We start from the raw sequence: 19,984 nt of genomic DNA, 5'->3' as shown, positions 1-19,984 counted from the left end.
ATCTTCGCCATGTGCGCGGCCGGGATTCCCGTGCCGTTGTCCTGTACGGACACCACCATGAAGCCGCGGCGCTGCTGGGCGGAGAGGACGACCTTGCCGCCGTCGCGGCAGTGGCGCTCGGCGTTCGACAAGAGATTGCTGAGGACCTGCAGGATCCGGTCGCGGTCGCCGAGGACCGGCGGCGCGTCGTGCGGAACGCGCTGGCGCACGTTGAGGCGGCGCTCGAGGAAACGTGGCGCGAGGCCCGCGAGCGCCTGGGTGACGGCCTCGCGCAGATCGAAGGGCTGGAAGGTCATCGACTCGCGCGTCAGCTCGAAGCGGGAGAAGTCGAGCAGCTCCTCGATGAACATGCGCAGCCGCTTTCCCGAGGAGCGCGCCACCTGCAGGCACTGCCGCTGGCGCTCGTTCACCTGGCCCATCTTCTCCGCCAGCAGCAGCTCGGTGTAACCGATCATCGTCACCAGGGGCGAACGCAGCTCGTGGGAGACGTTGGCGAGGAAGTTGTCCTTGCGCCGATCCGCCTCCTGGAGCCGCGCGTTGGCCTCGCGGAGGACGCGCGTGCGTTCCTCGACGGCGTCCTCGATCATCGCCGCCTGCTCGCGCATCCGCTCGCGCATCACCGTTCGCTCGAGAGCGAGGGCCGCCTGGAGCGCGAACGAGCTGAGCACGCCCAGGTCCGCCTCTGTGCCTTCCTGGGGGGCGGCGAGGAGGATGCCCAAGGCGTGGTCGCCCGCTCCGCGGAGCGGGGCGGCAACGACGTGCGACAGGCGAAGGAGGTCGATGAGTCGCTCCCGCGCCGGCTCCGATGCCCGCCTTCCCCAGATGGCGCGCAAGAGCTGGTGCGAGCGTACTTCCACGACCGGCTCGGGCGACTTGAGGAGGGTGTCGAGCAACGGCGACTTCGCGGGATCGATGGGCAGGAGCTCGCTCATCCTGCGGATCCCGATCAGCTTCATCGCCTCGTCGATCACCGCCCGCTTGTGCGACATGTGCGCGAGCGTCACTCCCTCGGGACCGGCGAGCAGCAGCGCGCTCTCGAATCCGAGCTTGCGCAGCTCGTCGGCGATGGCGTGCAGCACGTCGCGGCGCTCCGTCTCCCGCCTCAGGCGGGCGGCGGCGGCGGCCAGAGCGCCCAGGTTCTGGCGCGCGCGCGCCAGATCGGCGAGTGCCCGCTGGCGGCCACGTTCCTGTGCGAGCTGCAGGGAGGCCTCGTGCCCGACGCCACGCAGCGCTCGCAGCAACGACCGCCGCGGCTCCTTGTCCAGCACGAGCCGGAGCATTCCCGCCGCGTCGCTCTCTACGCTGAGCGGAACGTCGGCGCACCAGAGCTCGGAGGGCGCCAGGCGCCCGAGGTCGAGGGCATGCGCAACTTGAGGAGGACACCTCGCGAGATGGACGCTCCGCTCGACGCCCGCCGCATCGGCCAGCGCGCCGGAGGAGACCAGCTCTTGAAGACCGCGCGCCGTGGCCTCGCGCCGCGCCCGCGGCGTTGCCAACGTCCCCCCGACCGCCGCCTGCACCAGCTTCGCGGTCGCGCCGTTGCCGTCCAGCAGGTCCCCGCGGAGGCGCAGCTCCGCCACCAGCGCCCCGCAGATCGCGGCCGCATCGTCGACGATTCCCTGGCAGACGCGCTGCTCCACACGACGAAGTTACCGCATTTGACTCCGCATCCTAAGCTGGCTTATTCCGGCCCCTCTTCGCAGGAGTCCGACCTTGGATGTCAAGACGCTGGCGGTGGTGGGCGCCGGGCAGATGGGCGCGGGGATTGCGCAGGTCGCGGCGCAGAGCGGCATCGACGTCATCCTGATCGACGTCGCCCCCGACCTGGTCCAGAAGGGACTCGCCGGCATCCGCGGCCAGCTCGACAAGGCGGTGGGCAAGGGAAAGCTCAAGGGCGAGGAGGCCCAGGCAACCATTTCGCGCCTGAAAGCCGGCGCGTTGGAGGATGCCCGGGCGGCGCAGTACGCGGTGGAGGCGGTGACGGAAAACGAGGAGGTGAAGAAGAAGGTCTTTGCCGGCCTCGCCCGGGCCATGCCCCGGGACGCCGTACTGGCCACGAATACGTCGTCCATTCCCATCACGCGCATCGCGACGACCGTCCCCAACCCGGAGCGCGTGATCGGGATGCACTTCATGAACCCGGTGCCGGTCATGCAGCTCGTCGAGATCATCCGCGGTACGCAGACGAGCGATGCAACCTACGCGACCACGCGCGCGCTGGCGGAGCGGATGGGAAAGATCACCGTGCTGTCGAAAGACATGCCGGGATTCATCGTCAACCGCATCCTCATCCCGATGCTGAACGAGGCCTGTTTCGCGCTCCAGGAAGGGCTGGCGTCCGCGGAGGACATCGACACTGCGATGAAGCTCGGCACCAACGTCCCGATGGGCCCTCTCGCCCTGGCGGACTTCATCGGGCTCGACACCTGCCTCTCCATCGCCGAGGTGCTGCATCGCGGGCTCGGCGAGGACAAGTACCGGCCCGCGCCCCTGCTGCGGCAGTACGTCGACGCGGGCTGGCTCGGGCGGAAGACGAAGCACGGCTTCTACAGGTATTGACCATGGCCTACGAGAACATCCTGGTCGAGCACGAGCCGTCCATCTCGACCATCACCGTCAACCGGCCGAAGGCGCTCAACGCGCTGAACTCGCAGACGCTCCGCGAGCTGACGCAGGCGGTCCGTGAATGCGCCGACTCCCGCGTCATCATCCTCACCGGGGCCGGCGAGCGCGCCTTCGTCGCCGGCGCGGACATCGCGGAGATGGTTCCGATGGGACCGTGGCGGGCCCGCGAGTTCAGCGAGCTGGGCCACGTGCTCACCGCGCTGATCGAGGACATCCCCTCCGCCACCATCGCGGCGGTGAACGGCTACGCGCTGGGCGGAGGCCTCGAGCTGGCGGTGGCCTGCGACATGATCTTTGCCAGCGAGAACGCCCGGCTGGGTCTGCCGGAAGTGACCCTTGGCGTCTGTCCGGGCTTCGGCGGGACGCAGCGATTGGTCCGGCTGGTGGGCAAGCTGCGCGCCAAGGAGATGATCTTCACGGGCGACTGGGTGGACGCGAAGCGCGCCCTCGAGATGGGCCTGGTCAACGCCGTCTTGCCGCGCGAGAAGCTCCTCGAACACTGCCGCACCGTCGCAGGCAAGATCGCCGAAAAGGGGCCATTGGCCGTGGGGCGTGCCAAGCGCCTCGTGGAGCGCGGCTACGACATGACGCTGCGGGCTGCGAACCGCCAGGAAGCAGAGTCGTTCGCTCTCTTGTTCGATACTGAGGACCGCCGCGAAGGCATGCGCGCCTTCGTGGAGAAGCGACCCGCCAAATTCACAGGAAGATGAGGAAATGGATTTCAAGCTGACCGACGAGCAGGAACGCCTGGTGGACACCGCCCGCAAGTTCACGCGGGAGAAGATCATCCCCGTCGCGGGGAAGCTGGACGAGCACGGCACCTTCCCGAAGGAGATCTGCGAGCAGGCCTGGGAGATCGGCCTGATGAACGTGGAGCTTCCGCAGGAAGTCGGCGGCCTGGGGCTCTCCACCCTCGATCACGTCCTGATGGCGGAGGAGGTGAACTACGGCTGCGCGGGCATCGGCACCACGATGTTCGGCAACAACCTGGCCGCCATGCCGATCATGCTCGCGGGCACCCAGGAGCAGCAGAAGAAATGGCTGGGAATGCTGACCGACGCCCCGATCTTCGCGGCATACGCCTGCTCCGAGCCGGACGCGGGCAGCGACGTGGCCGGCATGCGCACCACGGTGAGAAAGGTGGGCGACGAGTACGTGATGACCGGCCAGAAGCGCTGGATCACCAACGCCCGCTTCGCCGCGTGGTACACGATCTTCGGCCGCATCGGCGAGCCGCGCGACCGGCACAAGGGGATCACCTGCTTCGTCGTGCCGCGCGATGCCCCCGGCGTCTCGGTAGGCCGCAAGGAGGACAAGCTCGGGCAGCGCGCGAGCGACACCTCCGACGTGATCCTCGAGGACGTCAAGCTCACCCGGGCGAACCTGGTCGGCGACGAGGGCCAGGGTTTCAAGATCGCGATGAAGACCTTCGATCGCAGCCGCCCGTGGATCGCCGCCGGGGCCTGCGGGATCATGCGGCGCGCGCTCGACGAGAGCCGCCGGTACGCGCTGGAGCGCAAGGCGTTCGGCCAGCCCATCGCGCAGTTCCAGGCGGTGCAGTTCATGCTCGCCGACATGGCGATGAAGTACGAGGCGACCCGGCTCTTGATGCTGAAGGCCTCCTGGAGCATCGGGCAAGGGAAGCTGGACGCGATCGAGTCGTCGTACGCCAAGGCGTTCGGTGCCGACTCGGCCATGGCGGTGGCGACCGACGCCGTCCAGATCTTCGGCGGATATGGTTACACCAAGGAATATCCCGTCGAGAAATTGATGCGGGACGCCAAGCTGCTCCAGATCTACGAGGGAACCTCGCAGATCCAGCGCATGGTGATCGCCCGCAATCTGCTGGCGCAGGCTGGAGCCCAGTGAAGGCGCTGCTCCTCGCGCTGGCTTTGGCGGCCGTACCGGCCATCGCCCACGAACACCCTGCGAACCATGCGCGCAAGGGAGAGCACCGCGACGCGCCGACGTCGTTCGAGAAGCAGCCGGCGCGAGGGACGTGGGCGAAGTGTCCAGTGTCCGGAGACGTTTTCCGGGTCGGGCCGGAAACCGAGTTCGCGACGTACGAGGGTCGCGTCTACGCGTTCTGCTGCCCCGACTGCAAGCCGGATTTCGACAAGGATCCGGCGAAGTACGCAAAAAGGTCGGTCAGATGACCGATGAGCCGCACCTTTCGGTGCGGCAGCGGCCATTTGCTCCGCCCCCGGGGCGCGTGTAGCATCAAAGACCCGCTTTCCCTCCACGCTTCGAGAGCCTCGCAACATGGAAATCGAGTTGACCGAAGAGCAGAGGCTTCTGCGGGAGACCTGCCGCGAATTCGCGGACCGCGAGCTGAAGCCCAACGCCAAGCGGTGGGATCGCGAGCACAAGTACCCGGCCGAGACGGTGAAGAAAGCCTTTGAGCTCGGGCTCGGCGGCGTCGCGGTCCCCAGCGAATGGGGCGGCGCGGGGATGGACAACGTCGCCTACGCCCTCGCCATCGAGGAGATCTCGCGCGGCTGCGCCTCGGTGGGCGTGACGCTCAGCGTGAACAATTCCCTCTACTGCGATCCGGTCCTCAAGTACGGCACAGAGCTCCAGAAGGAAAGATGGCTGAAGCCATTCGCCGCCGGGGAGAAGCTCGGCTGCTTCGGGCTCACCGAGCCTCAGGCAGGCAGCGACGCCGCAGAGCAGCGCACCACCGCCGTCCGGCGCGGCGACAGATACGTCATCAATGGAACCAAGAACTGGATCACCAACGGCCCCGTCGCCGACGCCATCGTCCTCTTCACGATGACCGACCTGAGCAAGGGCACGAAGGGCATCACCGCCTTCGTCGTCGACACGGGGACGCCCGGCTTCCTCGCCCAGAAGGCCGACGAGAAGCTGGGCATCTGTGCCAGTCCCTCCTGCACCATCTTCTTCGAGAACATGGAAGTGCCTCTCGAGAACCGCCTCGGGCAGGAGGGCGAGGGGTTCAAGATCGCGATGAGCACGCTGGACGGCGGGCGCATCGGCATCGCCGCGCAGGCCATCGGTATCGGCATGGCGGCATTCGAGGAAGCGCGCGACTACGCGAAGGTGCGCAAGACCTTCGACGTCCCCATCGCCCAGCACCAGGCCATCCAGTTCATGCTGGCGGACATGCTCACCGAGCTGGAGGCCGCGCGGCTGCTCACGCTGCGCGCCGCATCCTTGAAGGATGCCGGTCTCCGCCACTCGCGGGAGTCGAGCATGGCAAAGCTGTACGCCAGCGAGGCCGCCAACCGCGCCGCCGACAAGGCCGTCCAGATCCACGGCGGGATGGGCTACTCGAAGGAGCTCGACGTCGAGCGTCATTTCCGCGACGCGCGCATCACCGAAATCTACGAGGGGACATCCGAGATCCAGCGGATGGTGATCTCGAACGCGATCTTGAAGTAGCCGCGACCAGGGCCTGGGGGGCTCAGATGGTCATTCAGGGTGCAGTACCGAAAGACGGCTGGGGCACGGGGGCCGACATGTCCGAGCATCTCACGCCCCGGCAGACGTTCTGCGCGCCCCTCCTTTCGGCGCTGTTGTTCGGCGGCGGCAACGCCGGCATCAGCGACATCTACGTGCACATCCGCGACATCGTTCCGCTCAGCGCCCGCGACTGGGAGTCGAACCCGCTCGAGCGCAGGTTGGCCCGCTGGCACACCTTCCTTGCGCGCGCCCTCAACGACTTCGTCCGGCTGGGCGTCTTGCGCGAAGACGGCCACGCCCGCTGGAGCATCACCGAGAAAGGGTTTGCCGTTGCCCGCGAGTTCCAGCTGGTCACGATCGACGGCGTCCTGATCGACCGCGCCGTCCTGCGGAAGCGCCTGCCCGACTTCGCCTCCGAATTCGAGAAGATGTACAAAGTGTACTCGCGTCCCAGCGCCCCGCCTGCTACATCGGCGGTGAATGAGTAGGCTTTTCGAGCTCACCGAAGCGCAGGCGCTGGTCCGCGATACCGCCCGCAATTACGCCCAGAAGACGTTGGCGCCCCTTGCTGCCCGCCTCGACCGCGAAGGGCGCTTTCCTCGCCAGCAGATCGCCGAGCTCGCCGAGCTGGGGATGATGGGCGTCAACATCCCCGAGGAATATGGCGGCGCGCACGCCGGCGCGGTCGCGTATGCGCTCGCGATGATGGAGATCGCCCAGGGTTGCGCCTCCACGGCGGTGACCATGGCGGTGAACAACCTGGTCGCCGAGACCATCAATCGATTCGGCAGCGACGCGCAGAAGCGCCGGTACCTGCCCGAGATCACTTCCGGCCGTTTCATCGCGGCGAGTTTCGGCCTCTCCGAACCCCACGCGGGTTCCGATGCGGGCGCGCTGCGCACCGCCGCCCGCCGCGACGGCGATGATTACGTGATCAACGGCAGCAAGCAGTGGATCACCTCGGGGGATGAGGCGGGAGTGATCATCGTCTGGGCGCGCACCGGCGTCGAAGGGCCGAAGGGCATCAGCTGCTTTCTCGTGGAAGGCGGAGCCAAAGGGCTCCACGTGGGCCGCCACGAGGACAAGATGGGGCTGCGCGCTTCGAGCACCGTCTCGCTGGCCTTCGAGGATGTGCGCGTGCCGGCGAGCGCGATGCTGGGGCCGGACGGCCGCGGCTTTTCCATCGCGCTCGCCGGCCTCGATTCCGGGCGGATCGGCATCGCCTGCCAAGCCATCGGAATCGGCACGGCGGCATTGGAATCGGCCGTCCGCTACGCGCAGGAGCGCAAAGCCTTCGGTCAGCCGATCGCGACCTACCAGGGGATCCGATTCGCGCTCGCCGACGCGGCGACGGAGCTGGATGCTGCGCGGCTGCTGGCGCTCCGGGCTGCAGCGGTGAAGGAAGCGGGAAAGCCTTTCGCGCGCGAAGCGGCCATGGCCAAGCTGTTCGCCAGCGAAAAGGCGAACAAGGCATGCGACGCGGCGGTGCAGGTGCACGGTGGTTACGGCTACATCGGAGAGTTCCCGGTGGAGCGGCATTACCGCGACGTGCGGATCACCACCATCTACGAGGGCTCGAGCGAGATCCAGCGGATCGTCATCGCCCGCCACCTCCTCGCCGGCTGAGAATCGCCTTTCGGGCCGGCCGACCCCTCGTGTTAGCGTCGGGTTCCCTTGCGAGGGTATTCGATGGCGCGCCGCAGCCTGCCCGCGATCCTGATCGCAGCCGTCGCGCTGTCGCGGCCGGGCGTCGCTCTGGCACAGCCCGATCCCGCCGTCGAGTTGGCGCGCTCGCTCTACGAGAAAGGCCAGCGGCAGTACGACCTGGGGCATTTCGCCGACGCGAGGCAGCTGTTCGAATCCGCCTACGAGGCGAAGGCCGCGCCGGCGCTGCTCTTCAACATCGCCCAGTGCCACCGCAAGCTCGGCGATCTCCGCAAGGCCGCATCGCTCTACGGATCGTTCCTGCGTGCGGATCCCGAGAACCGCAGCGCGCCGATCGCGCAGGACCTGCTCCAGCAAGTCGAAGAGGCGCTGCGAAGGGAAAGCTCGGCGCGACCAGCGCCCCCGGCGGCGCTGCCCGCGGCGATGCCGGGGCCACAGGTCGCGTCGCACGTTCGCTGGCCCGCGATGGTCGCGGGAGGCACCGCCGGCGCGCTGCTGGCGGTGGCGGTCGCGGAGAGCCTGGGAGCTCGCTCCGCCACGAACCAGCTGGCGCAGCTGCATCAGCAGGGCACCGTCTCACCGACGGACGACGCGCGCCTGCGCAGCGAAGCGGAATCGAGGCGGTCGCGCGCTACCGTGCTGTACGTCGTTTCCGCGGTGGCCGCCGCCGCGGGAGCCGGTTTCTGGTTCGCCTTCTGAGATGAGCCTCCGCAGCATCCTCGCCTGCGCGTTCCTCCTGCTGCTCGCGGGCTGCGGCGCGTCTCCCGCCTCCATCTGCGATGACGCGAACAACCCTTGCGGCGCAGGGCTGTCCTGCATTCGCGGCACCTGCCTGGAGGCCACCTGCGGCGACGGCGTCCGGAACGGAGCGGAGACGGGCGTCGACTGCGGCGGTAGCTGTCCGCAGAGATGTGCGAACGGGATCGCCTGCGCCGTGGCGCGCGACTGCACGAGCGGGATCTGCCTGGACGGTGCGTGCGCCGCGAGCGCCTGCTCGAATGGGTTGAAGGACGGCGACGAGACCGACGTCGACTGCGGCGGAAGCTGCCCGGCGAAATGCGGATTCGGCGCCGGTTGCAATGGGGCGACGAGCTGCATCAGCGGCATCTGCACCAACGGCTCGTGCGCACCGTCGTGTACCGATCGGATCCGGGACGGGGACGAGAGCGACATAGACTGTGGCGGTACGTGCGCGACAAAGTGCGCGCCGGGTGCCCGCTGTTCCACAGGCGCGGACTGCGCCGCCGTCGTCAACGGGACGGCGTCCTGCGGACGAAACGTGTGTGGCTTCACCTGCGGAAGCGGGTTTCACGTGACCGGGTCCTCGTGCGCCGCGGACACCAACCAATGTTGCGGGTTCGCCTGTGCCGACTGCACGACCGCATTCAGCCATGGCACCGGCGCATGCGCGGCGGGCGCTTGCACGCTGACCGCTTGCGATTCCGAGTACGTGCAGGTTGGAAATGTCTGCGTCTCCAATCAGAGCACCTGCTGCGGGTCGGGCTGCGTCGACTGCACCACGGTGTACGCGAACGGCATCGGAATCTGCAGCGGTGGGACCTGCGTATTCGTTTCCTGCAGAGCCGGGTTCCACGTCGGCGGCGGATCCTGCGTGCCGGACTCCTGCACGGACTCGATCCGCAACCAGGACGAGACCGGCGTCGATTGCGGGGGGATCTGCGTGACGCAAGGACGCCCGTGCGCCGACGGCCAGAACTGCACCGTGCCGGTGGATTGCGCCAGCCATCTCTGCGCGGCCGGAGTGTGCTCGAGCTGCGGGGCAGGGACGCACGCCTGCGACAACGCCTGCATCTCGAACACGAGCACGAGCTCATGCGGAACGAGCTGCACGCCCTGTTCCGCGCCGGCCGATCCCCACGCGCACGCGACCTGCAACGGAACGAGCTGCGGCAGCGCGTGCGACGGCGGCTACATCCTCAGCGGCGGCGTCTGCGTCGGGAACACGAACGCCTGCTGCGGAGCCGAATGCGTCAACTGCGCCGCCGACAATGGCGTCGGGTGGTCTTGCGTGTCGGGCGTGTGCAAGTGCACCTCCCCGACCGCTTGCAGGTTCTGAGGCGGCCTCAGGGGCGCGTGGCGACGAGTTCCGGTACGTCCTTGACGCGCCGCCAGTATTCCGCGGCCCGGGCCGGTTGCGGGGGAACGCCGTCCCGTTCCTGCAGGGCGAGGAACGGCCAGAGCATCAAGTCCGGGAGGGACGGAGAGTCTCCGCCGAGATAGGCACGGCCGTCGGAGAGCGCCCGGTCGAGCGCCGCCTGCCCCCGGCGCGCTTTCTCGACGGCGGCGGCGCGCGATTCCGCATGGCTCGGCGTAACCTCGAGTTTCGCCACGACCGTGGCCAGAAGCAGGCGCGCCCGCGCCCGGTCCCTCGCGTTTGCGGGCATCAGACGACGGCCCTCGCGCGACTCATCCAGGTACTGAGCGACGATGACGGATTCGGCAAGGGAGAACCCGTCCTCCCAGAGCAGCGGCGACTTCCGCTCCGGATTGTGTTCCGCCGTCCGCGGATCCGGGACGGGGACGTCGTACGGCAGCCAATCGAAGTCGACCGCCTTCTGCCGCGCGGTGAGGCGCACGCGCCAGGCGAAAGGGCAGTCCTTCTTGCCGTGAATCTCCAGCATGCACGTCAAGTTACCAACAGGTGCCGCACGGCGTCGACCGGTCGGCGCAGGGACGAGCGCACGCCAGCGCGTCCGCCGGGTCGCACGGCGGGCCTGCCCGTGTTATCTCGCGCTCATGAAGGCCAAGGACCGCCTCGAAGCAGCGCGACAGGAATGGCGAAAGACCGAGCTCGCGCGCGCCGCGCAGAAGAGCCCCGTGCGCCGTCCGGAATTCCACACCGACTCGGGGATTCCCATCCCCGATCTGATGATCCCCTCGGACGTCGCCGAGCCGAGCGACGCGGAAGTCGACAAGTACGAGCGCGATCTCGGCTTCCCCGGCCAGTTTCCCTATACCCGCGGCCCGCAGCCGACCATGTACCGCGGCCGGCTGTGGACCATGCGCCAGTTCGCGGGATTCGGCACCCCGGAGGATACCAACCAGCGCTTCAAGTACCTGCTCGAGCATGGTGTCACCGGCCTCAGCACCGCTTTCGACATGCCGGCGCTGATGGGCTACGACGCCGACCACGCGATGTCGCGCGGCGAAGTCGGCAGGGAAGGCGTCGCCGTCTCCACGCTGAAGGACTTCGAGGTCCTGTTCAGTGGGATTCCGCTCGATCGCGTCACCACCAGCATGACCATCAACGCCAGCGCGATCTTCGCGCTCTGCGCGTACATCGCGGTGGCCGAGAAGCAGGGTGTCTCGCAGGACAAGCTCGGCGGCACCATCCAGAACGACGTGCTCAAGGAGTACATCGCCCAGAAGGAGTGGGTGGTGGGGCCGCGCCCGGCTACGCGCGTGGTGGTGGACATGATCGAGTACACCGCGAAGCACATGCCCCGGTGGCATCCGGTCTCCATCAGCGGCTACCACATCCGCGAAGCGGGAGCGACGGCGATCCAGGAGCTGGCCTTCACCCTGGCCGACGGGTTCGGCTACGTGGAGGAGTGCGTGAAGCGCGGCATGGACGTCGACGACTTCGCGCCCCGGCTCAGCTTCTTCTGGGACGTGCACAACGACTTCTTCGAGGAGATCGCCAAGTTCCGCGCGGCGCGGCGGATCTATGCGCGGGTGATGCGCGATCGGTTCGGGGCGAAGAAGGCCATCAGCATGACGCTGCGGACGCACGCGCAGACCGCCGGCGTCGCGCTGACGGCCCAGCAGCCGTACAACAACGTGGTGAGGGTCGCGCTGCAGGCGCTCGCCGCGGTCCTCGGCGGTACCCAGTCGCTCCACACCAATTCCCTCGACGAGACGTACGCGCTTCCCACCGAGGACGCAGTCACCATCGCGCTGCGCACGCAGCAGATCCTCGCCCACGAGAGCGGCGTCGATCGCGTCGTCGACCCCCTGGCGGGGTCGTACTTCGTCGAGTACCTCACCGACGAGACCGAGAAGCGGGCGATGGAGATTCTCGCGAAGATCGAGCGGTACGGCGGCATCATCCGCGCGATCGAAGAGGGTTATCCGCAGCGCGAGATCGCCGACAGCGCCTATCAGTGGCAGCGGGAGGTCGACTCCGGCGAGCGGAAGATCGTCGGCGTCAACTCCTTCCGCAAGGAGCGCGACGAGCCGATCCCCACGCTGAAGATCGATGACGAGCTCGTGCACCACCAGGTGGAGCGCCTCAACTCCGTGAAGCGAAACCGGTCGCAGCGCGAGGTGCAGGAAAAGCTGCGCGCTGTCGAAGACGCCTGCCGCGGGGACAAGAACCTCATGCATCCGGTGCTGGATGCGGTGAAGGCGTACTGCACGCTCGGCGAGGTCTGCGACGTCTTCCGGAAGGTATGGGGAGCATACCGGGAGAAGGGCAGCTTCTAGCTGTATCGTTTGCGACATTCCGAAAACGACAGACACGTGCGCATGCACTTGCGTCCGCTCGCCCGCGTGATGACCGTGCGGCCAAATGCCCCCCCCGTTCCCGCGAGCGCTGGCGGCCGCTCTGTGTCTTGCCGGTGCGGCTTCCGCCGATCCCGCTTTCGATCAGCTGACCTTCCACGGCAACAAACAGCGCACCGGCTGGAACGCGGTGGAAAGCGCGCTCACGCCCGCGGCGGTCTCGGGGGGCAACTTCGGAAAGCTGTGGGATTCTCCTGCGTTCGACAGCGCGGTCGTCGGCGGCGCGACGTATGCGCCGCACATGTACGCCTCGCCGCTGTACATCGACGATCTTGCCATCACCTCCGGCACGGGTGCGGGCCAGCACTTCAGCGTCGTCATCGCCGCGACCAGCAACGGCTTCGTCTACGCCGTCAGCGCATTTCCGGTCGGCACCGTCCCGGCGGGAACGATCCTCTGGCGAACGACGCTGGGACCGCCTTCGCCCGGTCCCGACAGCGTGCCCGTGGGCGCCATCGCCACCCCGATCGCGGACCTTTCCGCATCGCCTCCCCGCCTCTACGTCACCGCCGATACCACCAGCCCGAGCCGGAGCTGGCGTGTGTTCGCCATCAACCTCGGCAGCGGCGCGATCTTGAGCGGCTGGCCGCTGGCGCTGAATAGCGCGACCGTCACTCCGCTCAACGTCAACGGCCCGGCGACGTTCCAGTCGACGGACAGGATGTCGCAGCGCGCGGGGCTCAACCTCAGCCCGGACGGAACGCTCCTGTATCTGGGATTCGGGTCCTATACGGACGGCGGAGGAGGGTGGCTGGTTGCGGTCGACACTGGCAAGAGCTCGGGGACGCCGCGGCTCGCCAGCGCCTTTACCGGCGGGCCTTGGACCGGGACGACTGCGAACTCCGGAATGTGGGGGGACGGCGGCGCCGCGATCGGACCGAACGGTGTCGTCTACGTGACCACCGGCAATGGGCCGGCCGGTCCGCTCGACAACTACTGGGGCGAGTCGCTGCTGGCGTTCGCGCCCTCGCTGCCGCTCAGGCTGCAGGCCACGTATACGCCGTGGAACCACTGCCAGCTCGACGAGAACGACGTCGATCTGGCGGGCGGCGCGCCGATTCTCCTGCCGGACCTCGACGCCAGTCAGACCAGCACGACGCATTTGATTGCCTTGGGGGGCAAGCAGGGCAACCTCTACCTGCTCAATCGGGACAACCTCACCGGCGGACTGGCGCGCCGTCCGAACTGCAACCGCGCCAACCCGACGTCCGCTCCCGCGGACGGATCGCTCTTCGGTCCCGACCTGCGGTCGTATTACGGCAACACCCGGGGACCGCTGAATATCTTCGGCCCCTATTCCGACCTGTACAATAACGTCGATTTCGCGAAGTCGCGGACGACGCCGGCGTTCTTCCGCGCAGCCGACGGGACGAACTACCTGTTCTTCACGGGAACCACGAAGACGTGCGTCTCCTGCTCGGAACCGCAGCCTCCGGGCCTGGCCCGGGTGAAGGTGGTGACCACGCCCGGTCAGCCCGCGTATCTGCGCCTCGACGCCTACGAGACGTCGCTGACGTTCAGGAATCCCGGGTCGCCCATCGTGACCAGCAACGGTTCTTCGAACCCGATCGTCTGGATGATCGACACCAACATCAACCGGTCGGGCAACCTGATTGCCACGATTGCGGCACATCCGACGCTGTACGCGATCGACGCGCTCACGATGCGGTTGCTCTTCGCCAGCACCTCGTCGCAGCTGCAAGTCGGCGGCAAGTACTACCACCCGGTCGCGGCCCGGGGCGTCGTGTTCGTTGGGACGGACCGCGTCGCAGCGTTCGGCGTGAAGTCGGCGCCTCCCCCGCCACCGCCTCCTCCGCCGCCACCGTCAGGGCAGCTGTTCTTCGACGACTTCAACCGCACCACCGGCCTCGGCTCCAACTGGCGTGTCATTTCCGGATCGTGGCACACCAGCGCGACCACTCCGCGGGCCGAATCGGACCTGGACGGCACCGATCAGGCCGTGGTGCAGAACCTCTCCTGCGACGACTGCAGCGTTTCCGCGAGGGTCCTCAACTTCTCGGCAGGGGTGGCGGAGCTCGATCTGCGCCAGCAACCCTCGAACGACCGCTACGACGTCGCGCTGCTTGCCAACGGCAACCTCCAGGTGAGGCGCCATAACGGAGCGACGATCACCGTGCTCAGCGAGGCGCCAAGCGGAATCGCCACGCTCAACGACTGGGCGACCATTGGCCTTCAGGCTACGGGGTCGAACCCCGTGAACCTCGTCGCTTCGGCGAACGGCGTCACAAAAGTGATCGTGAACGACTCGTCGGCCTCGAGGATCACCACCGCCGGAACCGCGGGGATCTGGACCAATCTCGCGGGAATCTGGTTCGGCAACTTTACCGTGAACGGAGCGCCGGCTGGCGGCTCCGACGGCGGCACGCCCGACGCCGGGCCTCCCGATGCGGGTCCGCCTGACGCAGGATCTCCTGATGCTGGTCCGCCGGACGCTGGGCCTCCTGATGCGGGTCCGCCTGACGCAGGACCTCCTGATGCTGGTCCGCCGGACGCTGGGCCTCCTGATGCCGGCCCCCCGGATGCGGGTCCGCCGACCGTCATCTTCTCGGACAACTTCAATCGCACCAGCGGGCTCGGCTCGAACTGGCGTGTCGTTTCCGGATCGTGGCACACCAGCGCGACTACTCCGCGGGCCGAATCGGACCTGGACGGCAGCGACCAGGCGGTGGTGCAGAATCTCTCCTGCGCCGACTGCAGCGTGTCTGCGCAGGTGATCAACTTCTCGGCGGGAGTAGCGGAGCTCGACCTGCGCCAGCAATCCTCGAACGACCGCTACGACGTTGCGCTGCTTGCGAACGGCACGCTGCAAGTCAGGCGCCACAACGGCGCGACCGTGACGGTGCTCGGGCAAGCGCCGAGCGGGATTGCGGACCTGGGATGGTGGGCGACCATCGGTTTGTCCGTGACCGGTTCGAACCCGGTGAAGCTCGTGGGCTCGGCGAACGGGGTAGCGAAAGTGATCGTGAACGATTCCTCAGCCTCAGCCATCACGGCGGCGGGAGCAGCGGGGATGTGGACGGACCTGGCCGGCATCTGGTTCCGCGACTTCACGCTGAAGCGATGAGCGGTTCGACCCCTGCGCCGCCCTTTCCCGGGTGCAATGGTCGCGATCGTCACCAATAGGCGCCAGAAAGTGGCGGTACTACGTTTTCTGTAGCTACCGATGCTTTCGTGCGCCGCTGGATTCGCGCGACTATCATTGCTGCATGGCCGAGCGCCTCCACTCGACGCGGATCTGCCCGAAGTTCCAGTCCGCGGTCGATCTGCTGGGAAAGAGATGGACGCCGCTCATTGTCCAGCTCCTGCTCAAGCGGCCGCACCGCTACAGCGAGCTCGCGGCCGAGCTGGAGGTGGTCACCGAAGGAATGCTGTCCCATCGGCTCAAGGAGCTCGAGCGCGCAGCCGTGGTGCAGCGACGCGTCATCGACGAGCAGCCCATCCGCGTCGAGTATCACCTCACGGAGAAAGGTCGCGCGCTCGGGCGGGTGATCGGAGGCCTCGAGCGGTGGGCGGACGAATGGATCCGATAGCCGACCGCATCTTCCTGGAGACCACGCGGCGCTACGCTCCGCCCAGGCTCGCGAGGGACGACGTCGCCATCGCGCTGCATCTCGCGCAGGTAGAGCCGGGAAAGCCGATCGCCGACCTGGGTTGCGGCTTCGGCCGCCACCTTGCGGCGTTCATCGAGCAGGGCCATCCACATCCGCTGGGGGTGGATCGCAGCGCCCTGCTGCTCGACGAGGCCCGGGCGCAAGCGCGCAGCGCGCGCCTCGTCCGTGCCGACTTGCGGGCGTTGCCGTTGCATGCGGGATCCATCGCCGCTGCATTCTGCTTCTATAGCTCGATGTTCCTGGGGAGCGAGTCCGACGCGCACGGCGCGCTGCGCGAGGCGGCGCGAATTCTGCGCCCGGGTGGCACGTTGGTGCTGACGACGGACAATCCGCTCCGACTTGCTGTGCGGCCTCGTGCCCGGTACGAGGAGGACGTGGCGGGCCTGGGCCACGTCACCGAGGAAAGCAGTTGGGACGCGGCGACGAATGTCGACCGCGTGACGAAGACCTTGACCACTGCGGGCGGCGAGAGCCTTTCGGCGACATTTTCCATCCGCTACTATGCGCCGCCGCATCTGTCCGCGCTCGCGCTGGCAGCGGGCCTGGTCCTGCGACGGTTGCAGCCCGACGCGCCCTTGACGGAAGAGACGCCGCAGCTCATTGCCTTACTGGAAAAGGTGCCCTGATGGCAGACGCCCGAAAAGTCCGCATTCTCGTCGCCAAGCCCGGACTCGACGGCCACGATCGCGGCGCGAAGATCATCGCGCGGGCTCTGCGCGACGAGGGCTTCGAGGTGATCTACACCGGGCTGCATCAGACGCCCGAGATGATCGTCGCCGCCGCCGTCCAGGAGGACGTCGATGGCATCGGGCTGTCGATCATGTCCGGCGCGCACATGACGCTCTTTCCGGCGATCATCGATCTGCTGCGCAAGCAGAGCGTGGACGACGTCGTGGTCTTCGGCGGGGGGATCATTCCCGATCCCGACATTCCGGAGCTGAAGAAGCTGGGAGTGAAGGAGATCTTCACGCCCGGCGCCACCACGCGCTCGATCGCGGAATGGGTGCGGGAGAACGTGCGCCCGCGAGGCTGATCCGATGATGCCCGCCCGCGTCACACTCTACGAAGTCGGACCCCGCGACGGGCTGCAGAACGAGTCGGCGCAGCTCTCGGTGGATGCGCGACTCCGGCTTCTCGGGGCGCTGACCGACGCGGGGCTCCAGCGGATCGAGCTCGGGTCGTTCGTCCGACCAGACTGGATTCCGCAGCTCGCCGACACCGACGAAGTGGCACGCCGTGTGGCTCGCAAGCCCGGCATCCGGTACTCGGCGCTGGTTCCGAACATGGCCGGCCTGGATCGCGCCGTCGCCGCAGGAATGCGGGAGGTCGCGGTGTTCATGTCCGCGACGGAGTCGCACAACCTCAAGAACACCAACAAGACGGTCGCGCAGTCGCTCGAACACTTCGGCGAGGTCGTGCCTGCTGCGAAAAAGCAGGGCCTGTTCGTGCGCGGTTACCTGAGCACGATCTGGGGTTGCCCCTACGAGGGGGCCGTCGACCCGGCCCGGGCGCTCGAGATTGCGCGCAAGCTGCGCGCGATCGGCTGCGACGAGCTTTCCCTCGGCGACACCATCGGGGTGGGAAACCCGCGGCAGACGCGTGAGATTCTGGAGCTCTTCCTGCGCGAGGTCCCCGCGGCGATGCTGGCGCTGCACCTCCACGACACCCACGGCACGGCACTGGCGAACTGTCTCGTCGCCCTGGAGCTCGGAATCACCACCTTCGACACGAGCATCGGCGGGATGGGCGGTTGTCCGTACGCGCCCGGGGCCGCAGGGAACCTCGCCACCGAGGACCTCGCGTCAATGCTCGCGGACATGGGCATCGGGACCGGCCTCGACCTCGCCCGGCTCGTAGACGCCGGCGCGCTGGCGCAGGAGCTGGTCGGGCACAAGCTTTCCGGACGGCGACTGCAGGCGGCGCTCGGCCGCCGCAACCCTGGCGAGGCGCGGCGCGGAGCGGCGACCTAGCGATGGCCAACCTGATCTCGGAAGATCGCGGAGCGGTACGCGTCCTGACCATCGACGGCGAGGCGCAGATGAACGTGCTCTCGCGCGCGCTGGTCGCCGAGCTGGCTCAGCAGGCGCGCCAGGCTGCCGTCGAAACCGCAGTCCGGGCGGTGGTGCTCACCGGAGCTGGCAGACGGGCCTTCTGCGCCGGCGCGAATCTCAAGGAGAGGCGCGGCTGGACGGAGGACGACGTCCGCAGCTGGCTCGCGGAGCTGCACGGCGCTCTCCGCGAGCTGGAACGATGCCCCAAGCCGTGGATCGCGGCGATCAACGGCCTCGCTCTCGGCGGCGGCTGCGAGCTGGCGTTAGCCTGCGATCTGCGGGTGATCGACCCGGCGGCGCAGATCGGGCTCACCGAGACGAAGGTGGGCGTGATCCCCGGCGGCGGAGGAACCGTCCGCCTTGCCCGTGTGGTGGGGATCGGCCGGGCCAAGGACTTGATTCTCACCGCGCGCCGGGTGGAAGCGCAGGAAGCGCTTCAGATGGGGCTCGTCAACCGCATCTCCGCCGCTGGCGACTCAGTCTCAGCAGCGGTCGCGCTCGCCCACGAGGTCGCCGCCAATGCTCCGGTGGCGCTCGCCGCGGCCAAGGCGTCCGTCGAGGAGGCCTGGGACCTGCCGATCGACGCGGCGCTCGAACGCGAGCGCCAACATTACGAGAAGCCGCTGTTGAGCGAAGACCGGCTGGAAGGTCTGCAGGCCTTCGCCGAAAAGCGCCCGCCGAAATGGCGAGGCCGGTAAGTCACTGGACGAGGAGGGCACTCGGCTGGAAGTAGCCCGCGATGGAGAGCAGGGCGACGGGCTGCTCTTGATCGCGGGAAGGGTTGACGCCGTCGAAGCGGGCGAGAAAGAGGAAGTCCTTCTCTGGCTCGAGGAACGGATCGGCGCGAGCGAGCCTTCCCAGCGCGAGCCGGCCGGTTTCCACGCGCTCGTTCTCGAACTTCTGGTTCAGGCGGGTGTAGTCGCTCCGGGCGCTGGAGCTGTATTGCGCGCTGCTGCGCGCGTTTCCGTAGCGCGTGGTCTCCACATCGCGTTGCCCCTTCGCGCTGCTGCTGTGCTCGATGCGCGTCGTCGATCCGACCTGGACTTCCCGTGCGGTCGCGCGCAGCGAAGTCTCCCGCACCATGGCCGAGGGCCTTCCCGCGTCCTGGCGGATTCCGCTGAGCGCCCCGCGCACGAGCACCCAGCGGCCCTTGTACACGTCGGGCTGGCGGAGGGCAGCGGACAGGGTGAACAGCGGGACGCGGCTCTTCTGCACCAGTGAGATGTCGCCCTCCACGTCCCCGCCGCGCGCGGCGATGATCCGCGCGATCAGCCTCGGTGCGTCGGCGCGGGTCGTCAGATCTTCGTCCCAGAATCCGCCCGTGATCCGCTCGAGAGAGGTGAAGTCGCCGCGCGACCAGCCCTGCCGTTCGACGCAGGCGCCGAGCGCCGCCCAGGCCTGGTCGGGTGAGCTCTCGTGCAGGCGGCGCGCCGAGCTTTCGCAGTCGAACGACGACGGCTGACCTGCAGCGAACGCCTTCGCGTCGAACGGCTGCGCCGCGCGTGCGCCCGTCTTCGCAACCGATGCCGATGTGGAACGGCCCAGCGGGGCCAAAAGCTGCCGCACCGCATCCGCCAGATGGGCATCCAGCTCCTCGGCGGTCACGCCCGCCGCGGTGACCGCGGCGACCAGCGTTCCCGAGCGGGTCTCGTGCAGGCGCAGGCTGGCCTTCAGGCTGTCTCCAACCCGAACGAGCTCACCGCTGACGACGAGATCGGCGCCGATGCGGCGGCCAGTCTCCACTTCGCATTCCGCCTCGCAATCGGCGAGCTGCTTTCCTTGCGCCTGGAGCAGCACCAGCATGTTCTCGCGGCTGATGACCCGCGCATCGACGCCGGAGGAAAGCACCTCCGCCCGAAGCCTGTCGGCTACGTATCCGGCATCGATCGCGGGTCCGTCCCGCAGCTTGCTGCGCAATTCCAGCACCGAGACGATGCGCGCTGCCGGAGCCTCCCGGGAGGAGCTCGACTCAGCGGCGGGCGGCGGTGCGGCCGTGGCGCAGGCGCAGGCCGCCAGGACCAGGAAGGACCGGATGCGCATCCGCCGGATTGTACCGGCGATCGC

General features: G+C 68.0%; 19 protein-coding genes. 15 read left to right on the top strand and 4 right to left on the bottom strand.

Features of this window, described 5'->3' with window-relative positions:
- Nucleotides 1–1,640, bottom strand: a 1,640-nt coding sequence (locus E6J58_11385) for a HAMP domain-containing histidine kinase (protein TMB37600.1), incomplete at its 3' end; no start/stop codon positions are given.
- A gap of 73 nt (nt 1,641–1,713) precedes the next feature.
- Here E6J58_11385 and E6J58_11380 point away from each other — a divergent pair.
- The 8 genes from E6J58_11380 (at nt 1,714) to E6J58_11345 (ending at nt 8,412) form a co-directional block, all read left to right on the top strand.
- The gene (locus tag E6J58_11380) at nt 1,714–2,559 is read left to right on the top strand and encodes a 3-hydroxybutyryl-CoA dehydrogenase (GenBank protein TMB37599.1); all 846 of its coding nucleotides are present in this window, start codon (nt 1,714–1,716) and stop codon (nt 2,557–2,559) included.
- A gap of 2 nt (nt 2,560–2,561) precedes the next feature.
- Nucleotides 2,562–3,335, top strand: coding sequence for an enoyl-CoA hydratase/isomerase family protein (locus E6J58_11375; GenBank protein TMB37598.1), 774 nt, complete (start codon nt 2,562–2,564; stop codon nt 3,333–3,335).
- A gap of 4 nt (nt 3,336–3,339) precedes the next feature.
- The gene (locus E6J58_11370; protein ID TMB37597.1) at nt 3,340–4,494 is read left to right on the top strand and encodes an acyl-CoA dehydrogenase; all 1,155 of its coding nucleotides are present in this window, start codon (nt 3,340–3,342) and stop codon (nt 4,492–4,494) included.
- 146 nt (nt 4,495–4,640) lie between these two features.
- Nucleotides 4,641–4,781, top strand: a complete 141-nt coding sequence (locus E6J58_11365; protein ID TMB37604.1) for a YHS domain-containing protein — start codon at nt 4,641–4,643, stop codon at nt 4,779–4,781.
- A gap of 106 nt (nt 4,782–4,887) precedes the next feature.
- On the top strand, nt 4,888–6,027 hold the full coding sequence (locus E6J58_11360) for an acyl-CoA dehydrogenase (GenBank protein ID TMB37596.1): 1,140 nt from the start codon (nt 4,888–4,890) through the stop codon (nt 6,025–6,027).
- Between the two features lie 77 nt (nt 6,028–6,104).
- Nucleotides 6,105–6,536 (top strand): hypothetical protein, encoded by a 432-nt coding sequence (locus E6J58_11355; GenBank protein ID TMB37595.1) that lies wholly within the window; start codon nt 6,105–6,107, stop codon nt 6,534–6,536.
- On the top strand, nt 6,529–7,674 hold the full coding sequence (locus E6J58_11350) for an acyl-CoA dehydrogenase (GenBank protein TMB37594.1): 1,146 nt from the start codon (nt 6,529–6,531) through the stop codon (nt 7,672–7,674). Before E6J58_11355 ends, E6J58_11350 begins: the two co-directional genes overlap by 8 nt.
- 63 nt (nt 7,675–7,737) lie before the next feature.
- Complete coding sequence (locus E6J58_11345; GenBank protein ID TMB37593.1) at nt 7,738–8,412, top strand: tetratricopeptide repeat protein; 675 nt, start codon at nt 7,738–7,740, stop codon at nt 8,410–8,412.
- 780 nt (nt 8,413–9,192) lie between these two features.
- Here the strand turns inward: E6J58_11345 and E6J58_11340 are convergent.
- Together E6J58_11340 and E6J58_11335 are read right to left on the bottom strand one after the other, a co-directional pair.
- Nucleotides 9,193–9,564, bottom strand: coding sequence for a hypothetical protein (locus E6J58_11340; protein TMB37592.1), 372 nt, complete (start codon nt 9,562–9,564; stop codon nt 9,193–9,195).
- Between the two features lie 233 nt (nt 9,565–9,797).
- Nucleotides 9,798–10,355 (bottom strand): glutathione S-transferase family protein, encoded by a 558-nt coding sequence (locus E6J58_11335; GenBank protein TMB37591.1) that lies wholly within the window; start codon nt 10,353–10,355, stop codon nt 9,798–9,800.
- 115 nt (nt 10,356–10,470) lie between these two features.
- Here E6J58_11335 and E6J58_11330 point away from each other — a divergent pair, with 115 nt between their 5' ends.
- From E6J58_11330 to E6J58_11300, 7 genes are all read left to right on the top strand, one after another.
- The gene (locus E6J58_11330) at nt 10,471–12,159 is read left to right on the top strand and encodes a methylmalonyl-CoA mutase (protein ID TMB37590.1); all 1,689 of its coding nucleotides are present in this window, start codon (nt 10,471–10,473) and stop codon (nt 12,157–12,159) included.
- A gap of 85 nt (nt 12,160–12,244) precedes the next feature.
- Nucleotides 12,245–15,322, top strand: coding sequence for a hypothetical protein (locus E6J58_11325; GenBank protein ID TMB37589.1), 3,078 nt, complete (start codon nt 12,245–12,247; stop codon nt 15,320–15,322).
- Between the two features lie 142 nt (nt 15,323–15,464).
- Nucleotides 15,465–15,788 (top strand): helix-turn-helix transcriptional regulator, encoded by a 324-nt coding sequence (locus tag E6J58_11320; GenBank protein ID TMB37588.1) that lies wholly within the window; start codon nt 15,465–15,467, stop codon nt 15,786–15,788.
- Nucleotides 15,776–16,495: a class I SAM-dependent methyltransferase gene (locus tag E6J58_11315; protein TMB37587.1), complete on the top strand. Its 720-nt coding sequence runs from the start codon at nt 15,776–15,778 to the stop codon at nt 16,493–16,495. The genes E6J58_11320 and E6J58_11315 overlap by 13 nt, the downstream gene beginning before the upstream one ends.
- The gene (locus E6J58_11310; protein TMB37586.1) at nt 16,495–16,902 is read left to right on the top strand and encodes a cobalamin B12-binding domain-containing protein; all 408 of its coding nucleotides are present in this window, start codon (nt 16,495–16,497) and stop codon (nt 16,900–16,902) included. Before E6J58_11315 ends, E6J58_11310 begins: the two co-directional genes overlap by 1 nt.
- 7 nt (nt 16,903–16,909) lie before the next feature.
- Nucleotides 16,910–17,839: a hydroxymethylglutaryl-CoA lyase gene (locus E6J58_11305; GenBank protein ID TMB37603.1), complete on the top strand. Its 930-nt coding sequence runs from the start codon at nt 16,910–16,912 to the stop codon at nt 17,837–17,839.
- A 2-nt stretch (nt 17,840–17,841) separates the two neighbouring features.
- Nucleotides 17,842–18,618, top strand: coding sequence for an enoyl-CoA hydratase (locus tag E6J58_11300; protein TMB37585.1), 777 nt, complete (start codon nt 17,842–17,844; stop codon nt 18,616–18,618).
- Between the two features lies 1 nt (nt 18,619).
- Here the strand turns inward: E6J58_11300 and E6J58_11295 are convergent, their stop codons facing one another.
- Nucleotides 18,620–19,960 carry a hypothetical protein gene (locus tag E6J58_11295; protein TMB37584.1) on the bottom strand — a complete coding sequence of 447 codons (1,341 nt, stop codon included), beginning with the start codon at nt 19,958–19,960 and terminating at the stop codon, nt 18,620–18,622.
- Nucleotides 19,961–19,984 lie beyond the last annotated feature (24 nt).

The organism is Deltaproteobacteria bacterium (genome assembly GCA_005879535.1).
Lineage (GTDB): Bacteria > Myxococcota > Myxococcia > Myxococcales > 40CM-4-68-19 > 40CM-4-68-19.
This window is presented reverse-complemented; position numbering and strand designations above follow the sequence as displayed.